The organism is Streptomyces albidoflavus (assembly GCF_000719955.1).
Taxonomy (GTDB): domain Bacteria; phylum Actinomycetota; class Actinomycetes; order Streptomycetales; family Streptomycetaceae; genus Streptomyces; species Streptomyces albidoflavus.
Window position 1 is genome coordinate 287,337 of the sequence record NZ_JOII01000008.1, and the last position, 6,914, is coordinate 294,250.

Here is a 6,914-nt window from a genome sequence, read left to right on the forward strand (position 1 = left end):
TCACCAGCCCGACGACACGGGCCTCGGAAAGGTAAGGCGAGGGGGCGCGGGTGGGGGACGGGGTCGTCGGCGAGCGGCGTCAACTCATCAATGTGGCCTACCGGTTGCTGGGCTCGCTGGCCGAGGCCGAGGACGCCGTCCAGGAGGCGTACGCCCGCTGGTACGCGCTGCCGCCCTCGCGCCGGCACGAGATCGCCTCGCCCGGCGCCTGGCTCACCACGGTGACCGGCCGGATCTGCCTGGACGTGCTGGGCTCGTCGCGGGCACGGCGGGAACGTTACGTCGGGGCGTGGCTGCCCGATCCGCTGCCCGGCCGGGCCGGGCGGCCGCACGGCACGAGCGGCGACCCCGCCGACCAGCTGGTCCTGGACGATTCCGTCACCATGGCCTTCCTCGTCGTCCTGGAGACGATGACCCCCGCCGAGCGCGTGGCCTTCGTCCTCCACGACGTCTTCCGCTACCCCTTCGCCGAGGTCGCCGGTGTCCTCGACCGGACCCCCGCCGCCTGCAAGCAGCTCGCCGCCTCCGCCCGGCGCCGGGTACGGACCGGCGCCCCCGCACCGGCCGGCGGACAGGCCGAGACCGTGCGGCGCGTCAAGGAGGCGTGGGAGGCCAAGGACATCGCGGCCCTCGTCGACCTCCTCGACCCCGCCGCCGTGATGACCGCCGACGGCGGCGGCCTGGCCGGCGCCGCCCTGCGCCCCGTCGAGGGCGGCCCCCACATCGCGCGGTACATGGCCGGCATCGCGGAGAAGGCCCCTGGCCTCGAACTCCTGGAACGCCCGGTCAACGGCACCCCCGGCCTGGTCGCCCGCCGCGCCGGCACCGTCCTGACCGTGGCCGCCTTCGACCTCGCCGCCGACGGACGCGTCGCCCGCATCTGGGTGATCCGCAATCCGGAGAAACTGCGGGTCTGGGCGGGGGACGGCGCCCCGTCGCCACGTTGACCGCGGCGATCCGGGGTAGCTTCCCCGGCATGGACTTCCGAACCACCGTCGAGCGCGCTCAGCGCCTTCAGCAGCTGCACGCCGACCATCAGCCGCTCGTGCTGCCGACCGTCTGGGACGTCTGGTCCGCCCGGACGGCGGCCGACGCCGGATTCCCCGCGCTGACCGTCGGCAGCCACCCCCTCGCCGACTCCCGGGGCGCCTCCGACCAGGAGGGCCAGAGCTTCGAGGAGGTGCTCGCCGCCGTCCGGCCGATCATCGCCGCCGTCGACGTCCCGGTCTCCGTCGACCTGGAATCCGGCTACGGCCAGGACCCCGCCGACCTCGTCGCCGGCCTCACCGAGGCGGGCGGCGTCGGCCTCAACATCGAGGACACCGTCCACTCGGAGGGCGGCCGCGTCCGCACCACCGAGGAGCACGCCCGCTACATCGCGGGCCTGCGCGCCGCCGCCGACGCCGCGGGCGTCCCGGTCTGGGTCAACGGCCGCACCGACCTCTTCCTGCACGCCGGGGACGCGGGGGCCGTCCTCGACGAGGCGGTCGCACGCTTGCGCGCCATGGAGGAGGCGGGCGCCGACAGCGTCTACCCGGTGCGCATCCAGGACGACGACGAGCTGCTCCAGGCCGTCGTCGCCGCCGTCACCGTGCCCGTCAACTCCACCGCCCACCCCGTCAAGCACGACCTGGACCGCTTCCGCCGCCTGGGCGTCGGCCGCATCACCTTCGGCCCGCTGCTTCAGATGGCGGCGACCGACGCCGTCAAGGACATGCTCCGGCCCTGGGCCCCCTGACCGGCCGCCCGGCCGGCCGCGCCTTGCGGCTACGCCGCGCCGGGCCCGACCAGTCCCTTACCGTCCCGCGCCAGCGCCGTGAGCCGGGATATCGCCCGGAAGTACTTCTTCCGGTATCCGCCGTTCAGCATCTCCTCGCTGAACAGCCGGTCGAACGGCACGCCCGAGGTCAGTACGGGCACCTCACGGTCGTACAGCCGGTCCGCCAGGACCACCAGGCGCAGGGCCGTCGACTGGTCGGGCACCGGGCGTACGCCGGTGAGGCAGACGGCGCGCAGATCGTCGGTGAGCGCCCCGTACCGGCTGGGGTGGACCCGCGACAGGTGGTCGAGCAGCTGTCCGAAGCCGTCCAGGCTCGCGCCCGGCGTCGCGTACGCCGCCCGGGTCACCTGCTCCTCGCTGTACGGCTCGGGCGCGGCGGGCAGGCCGCGGTGGCGGTAGTCCTCGCCGTCGATCCGCAACGGGCGGAAGTGCGCCGACAGGCCCTGGATCTCGCGGAGGAAGTCGGCGGCCGCGAACCGGCCCTCGCCGAGCTTGCCCGGCAGGGTGTTCGAGGTGGCGGCCAGGGCCACGCCGGCCTCGACCAGCTTGGCCAGCAGCGAGGAGACCAGCACGGTGTCGCCCGGGTCGTCCAGTTCGAACTCGTCGATGCAGAGCAGCCGGTGGCCGCTGAGGGTGCGTACCGTCTCCTGGAAGCCGAGCGCGCCCACCAGGTTGGTCAGCTCCACGAAGGTGCCGAACGCCTTGTGCTCCGGCGCCGCCGGGGTGGCGTGCCAGAGCGAGGCGAGCAGGTGGGTCTTGCCGACGCCGTAGCCGCCGTCCAGGTAGACCCCGCGCGGCCCGGCGGGCGTGGCCGCGGGCTTGCGCGCGAACCAGCGGCGCTTGCCCGCCCCGGTCGCGCTCGCCCCGCCGAGCCCGGTCGCGAACCCCTCCAGCACGGTGACCGCCTCCGCCTGACTCGGCTGGTTCGGGTCCGGGATGTACGTGGAGAAGCGCACCTGGTCGAAGCGGGGCGGCGGCACCATCTCGGCCACCAGCCGTTCGGCGGGCACCTGCGGCTCACGGGCGCACAGGGAGAGCGGCGCGGACTCGTCGCCGCGCGGCGCGGACGAGGAGGCCGATGACGGGGGAGTGGAGGAGGACGACACAACTCACCAGCTTAGAGGGGCGCACGGAACGCCCCCCTCGCCGGGCGCCCGCCACCCGCCGCACGGCCGTGCGAAACTGCACGTCATGCGACGCCTGCTCCCCGTGACCGACGATGTGGCCGACCGTGAGTGGACCCTGGCGGAACTCGCCGACGCCTACGCCTACCCCGAGACCGACGGCCCCTGGCTGCGCGCCAACATGGTCAGCACCCTCGACGGCGCGGCCCAGCACGAGGGCCGCTCCCAGCCCATCTCCGGCAGCGCCGACATGCGGATCTTCGGCACCCTGCGCGGCCTGGCCGACGCCGTGGTCGTCGGCGCCGAGACGGTACGCCAGGAGGGATACCGCCCGGCCCGGGCCCGCGAGGCCTTCGCCCGCCGCCGCGCCGCCGCCGGGCAGGCCCCCGCTCCGGCCGTCGCCGTGGTCAGCGCGAGCCTCGCACTCGATTTCGACCTGCCCCTCTTCAGCGCCCCGCTCACCCCCACCCTGGTCCTCACCGGAGCCGCCGCACCGGCCGACCGGGTACGCGCCGCCGAGGCCGCCGGCGTCCACGTGCTGATCGCCGGGACCGGCGCCGCCGTCGATCCGGCGCGCGCCGTCGCCGCGCTCGCCGAACACGGCCTGACCAGGCTTCTCACCGAGGGCGGCCCCCGGCTGCTGGGCCAGTTCGTGGCCGCCGGAGTCCTCGACGAGCTGTGCCTGACCGTCTCCCCGATGCTCACCTCCGGGGACGCCCAGCGCATCGCCGGCGGACCCTCCGTCGCCCTGCCGAAACGTTTCTTGCCCGCCTCGGTCCTGGAGGAGGCCGGGTTCCTCTTCACCCGCTACCGTCGGACTGACATCAGCGGAATGACCCGTTCCGCTTAGCGCTCCGTGGGCAGACTAGGGACACCGCGTCCCGTGTGATCACGGGGCAGGATGGTTTCCGCACGGGCTCTTCGGGGCCCGCGATCCGAAAGGGCGCCTGACGTGTTCACGAGCGTTTTGATGATCGAGCAGCCGCTGTCGGCACCCGACGTGGAGTTCGTCACCACGCTCCACGGGGACGAGCCCGTCTCCTTCGTCCTCCTCATGCAGCCCCGCGGCGACCAGGACCGCCTGCTGCGCGCCATCGACGACGTCGCCCTCGGCGAACTGGGCGAGGCCGTACGCGAGGCCGAGGAGCCCGAGGGCGAGGTTGACGGCACCCCCGCCGCCCGCGCGCTCGACCACTCCCTGCGCGCCCTGCGCGCCGCCGGCAGCGAGGCCACCGGCCGCCTCGTCGAGGACGAGCCCCTCGACGCCCTCACCGCCCTGGTGGCCGAGACCGGCGCCGACGAGGTCATCGTGCTGACCGAGCCCCACTACGTCGAGGAGTTCTTCCACCGCGACTGGGCCACCCGCGCCCGCCACAAGGTCGGCGTCCCCGTCCTCAGGCTCTACTCGCACGCCCCCGCCGACGGCGCCGACGCCCCCACCCACACCTCCTCGGGATCCGGCGCCACCGCCGCCGGAGCCGTCGAGGACCAGGGCACGGCGACGGACCCGGCCGCCCGCGCCGACTGAGCGCCGCCCGCTCCGCCACCGGCCGCGGGCGGTCCGCCCGGCCCCGTCCCACGGCATAGGCTGATCCCGCCCCAGCACGACCGTGCCCCTCGACCCCGGGAGAACCACAGATGGCATCCGGCCTTCCCCCCGCCATGGACCGACCGCACTTCATCGGCATCGGCGGCGCCGGAATGTCGGGGATCGCCAAGATCCTCGCCCAGCGCGGCGCCCGCGTCGCCGGCAGCGACGCCAAGGGCTCGGCCACCGCCGAGGCGCTGCGCGCCCTCGGCGCCACCGTCCACCTCGGCCACGCCGCCGGCCACCTCGCGGACGACACCACCGCCGTCGTCGTCTCCTCCGCGATCCGCCCGGACAACCCGGAGCTGGTCCGCGCCGCCGAACTCGGCATCCCCGTCGTGCACCGCTCGGACGCGCTGGCCGCGCTGATGGACGGCACCCGCCCCATCGCCGTCGCCGGCACCCACGGCAAGACCACCACCACCTCGATGCTGGCCGTCTCCCTGGCCGCGCTCGGCCGCGACCCCTCGTACGCCATCGGCGGCGACCTGGACGCCCCGGGCTCCAACGCCCTGCACGGCACCGGCGAGATCTTCGTCGCCGAGGCCGACGAGAGCGACCGCAGCTTCCACAAGTACGCCCCCGAGGTCGCCATCGTCCTCAACGTCGAGCTGGACCACCACGCCAACTACGCCTCGATCGAAGAGATCCACGAATCCTTCGAGACCTTCTCGGCCAGGATCGTGCCCGGCGGCACCCTGGTGATCTCCGCCGACCACGAGGGCGCCCGCGAACTCACCCGCCGGCTCGCGGCCAAGGGCCTCCCGGGCGTCACCGTCCGCACGTACGGCGAGGCCGCCGACGCCGACGTGCGCGTCGTGTCGATCGTCCCGCAGGGCCTGCGCAGCGAGGTCACCGTCCGCATCGACGGCGCCGAGCTGACCTTCGGGGTCTCCGTCCCCGGCCGCCACTACGCCCTCAACGCCGTCGCCGCCCTCACCGCCGCCGTGGCCCTCGGCATCCCGGCCGCCGAGATGGCCCCCGCCATCGCCGCCTACACCGGGGTGAAGCGCCGCCTCCAGCTCAAGGGCGAGGCCGCGGGCGTCCAGGTGATCGACTCCTACGCCCACCACCCCAGCGAGATGACGGCCGACCTGGAGGCGATCCGGGGCGCCGTCGCCGCCGACGCCCGCCTCCTGGTCCTCTTCCAGCCGCACCTCTTCAGCCGCACCCAGGAACTGGGCAAGGAGATGGGCCAGGCCCTCGGCCTGGCCGACGCCTCGGTCGTCCTTGAGATCTACCCGGCCCGTGAGGACCCGATCCCCGGCGTCACCAGCGCCCTGATCATCGACGCCGCCCGCGCCGCCGGCGCCGATGTGACCGCCCTGGCCGACCGCTCCGCGGCCGCTTCGGTCCTCGCGGGAATGGCCAAGCCCGGCGACCTTGTTCTCACCATGGGCGCCGGCGACGTGACGGAGCTCGGGCCCGACATCCTCGACCACCTGTCGAAGTGAGGAAGTGACCGACATGGCGTACGACGTCGAGAAGCCGGACGAGCAGTGGCGCGCGGAGCTGACCCCCGCCGAGTACCAGGTGCTCCGCCAGGCGGGCACCGAGCCGGCCTTCGTCGGTGAGTACACCGACACCAAGACCGAGGGCGTGTACTCCTGCCGGGCCTGCGGTGCCGACATCTTCACCTCCGACACCAAGTTCGCGTCGCACTGCGGCTGGCCGAGCTTCTACGACCCGAAGGACTCGGACGCCGTCGAGCTGATCGAGGACCGGTCCCACGGCATGGTCCGCACCGAGGTCCGCTGCGCCAACTGCGGCTCCCACCTCGGCCACGTCTTCGCCGGCGAGGGGTACGACACCCCCACCGACCAGCGCTACTGCATCAACTCGATCTCCATGCGGCTGTCCCCGACCGAGAGCTGACACCAGCCTCCCCGACAGCTCCAGGGCCCGTGCTCCGTCACAGGAGCACGGGTCCTGCTTGACTTCGTTCCCGCCGATGCGTAGTGTTCAACGAGCTGCCGTCCAGCCCCAAGGGCTGGGGAAGCACCTCAGCCGCGCAGAGCGCGGCTCACTTCAAAACCTCAGCAAGAACCCTCCAGAAATACCTTTCCTCAGGCATGCCCTCGGGCAGGCCCGGATTTCTTTTTCCGGAGGTCCTCTTGTCATCTCTGTACGACAGTCAGAGCCATTCGGCCCCGATTGTGAGAGATCAAGAGAGTCCGCTATGGTTCTGGACGTCGGAACGGCCCAACAGTCGTGAAGACGAAACCCGCTGACTGGGAATCAGGCCCGAAAGGATCTGATAGAGTCGGAACCGCCGGAAAGGGAAAAGCGAAGCGGAAGCGCGGAGCTGGAACCGGAAAGGCGGCGAGGAAATCGGACGCGAAAGAGTCTGATAGAGTCGGGAACACGAAATACCGAAGGGAAGCGCCCGGAGGAAAGCCCGAGAGGGTGAGTACAAAGGAAG

The 6,914-nt window shown here is 73.0% G+C and carries 7 protein-coding genes; 6 read left to right on the top strand and 1 reads right to left on the bottom strand.

Features of this window, described 5'->3' with window-relative positions; all coding sequences use genetic code 11:
- Positions 1–50 precede the first annotated feature (50 nt).
- On the top strand, positions 51–947 hold the full coding sequence (sigJ, locus tag IF45_RS0112555) for an RNA polymerase sigma factor SigJ (RefSeq protein WP_030307414.1): 897 nt from the start codon (positions 51–53) through the stop codon (positions 945–947).
- Between the two features lie 29 nt (positions 948–976).
- Positions 977–1,738 (top strand): isocitrate lyase/PEP mutase family protein, encoded by a 762-nt coding sequence (locus tag IF45_RS0112560; RefSeq protein ID WP_030307415.1) that lies wholly within the window; start codon positions 977–979, stop codon positions 1,736–1,738.
- A gap of 29 nt (positions 1,739–1,767) precedes the next feature.
- On the opposite strand, the gene zapE is transcribed toward IF45_RS0112560, so the two are convergent.
- On the bottom strand, positions 1,768–2,886 hold the full coding sequence (gene zapE / locus IF45_RS0112565) for a cell division protein ZapE (protein ID WP_003951599.1): 1,119 nt from the start codon (positions 2,884–2,886) through the stop codon (positions 1,768–1,770).
- Positions 2,887–2,971: 85 nt separating this feature from the next.
- On the opposite strand from zapE, the gene IF45_RS0112570 reads away from it, so the two are divergent.
- The 4 genes from IF45_RS0112570 (at position 2,972) to msrB (ending at position 6,367) form a co-directional block, all read left to right on the top strand.
- Complete coding sequence (locus IF45_RS0112570) at positions 2,972–3,754, top strand: pyrimidine reductase family protein (RefSeq protein ID WP_030307417.1); 783 nt, start codon at positions 2,972–2,974, stop codon at positions 3,752–3,754.
- Between the two features lie 120 nt (positions 3,755–3,874).
- Entirely contained in the window at positions 3,875–4,432 is a 558-nt protein-coding gene (locus tag IF45_RS0112575; RefSeq protein WP_008414162.1) for an indole-3-glycerol-phosphate synthase, read from the top strand.
- Positions 4,433–4,542: 110 nt separating this feature from the next.
- The gene (murC, locus tag IF45_RS0112580) at positions 4,543–5,946 is read left to right on the top strand and encodes a UDP-N-acetylmuramate--L-alanine ligase (protein WP_030307419.1); all 1,404 of its coding nucleotides are present in this window, start codon (positions 4,543–4,545) and stop codon (positions 5,944–5,946) included.
- Positions 5,947–5,959: 13 nt separating this feature from the next.
- A complete protein-coding gene (gene msrB / locus IF45_RS0112585) occupies positions 5,960–6,367 on the top strand; it encodes a peptide-methionine (R)-S-oxide reductase MsrB (protein WP_008414158.1) in 408 nt (135 codons plus the stop codon).
- The last annotated feature ends 547 nt before the right edge of the window (positions 6,368–6,914 follow it).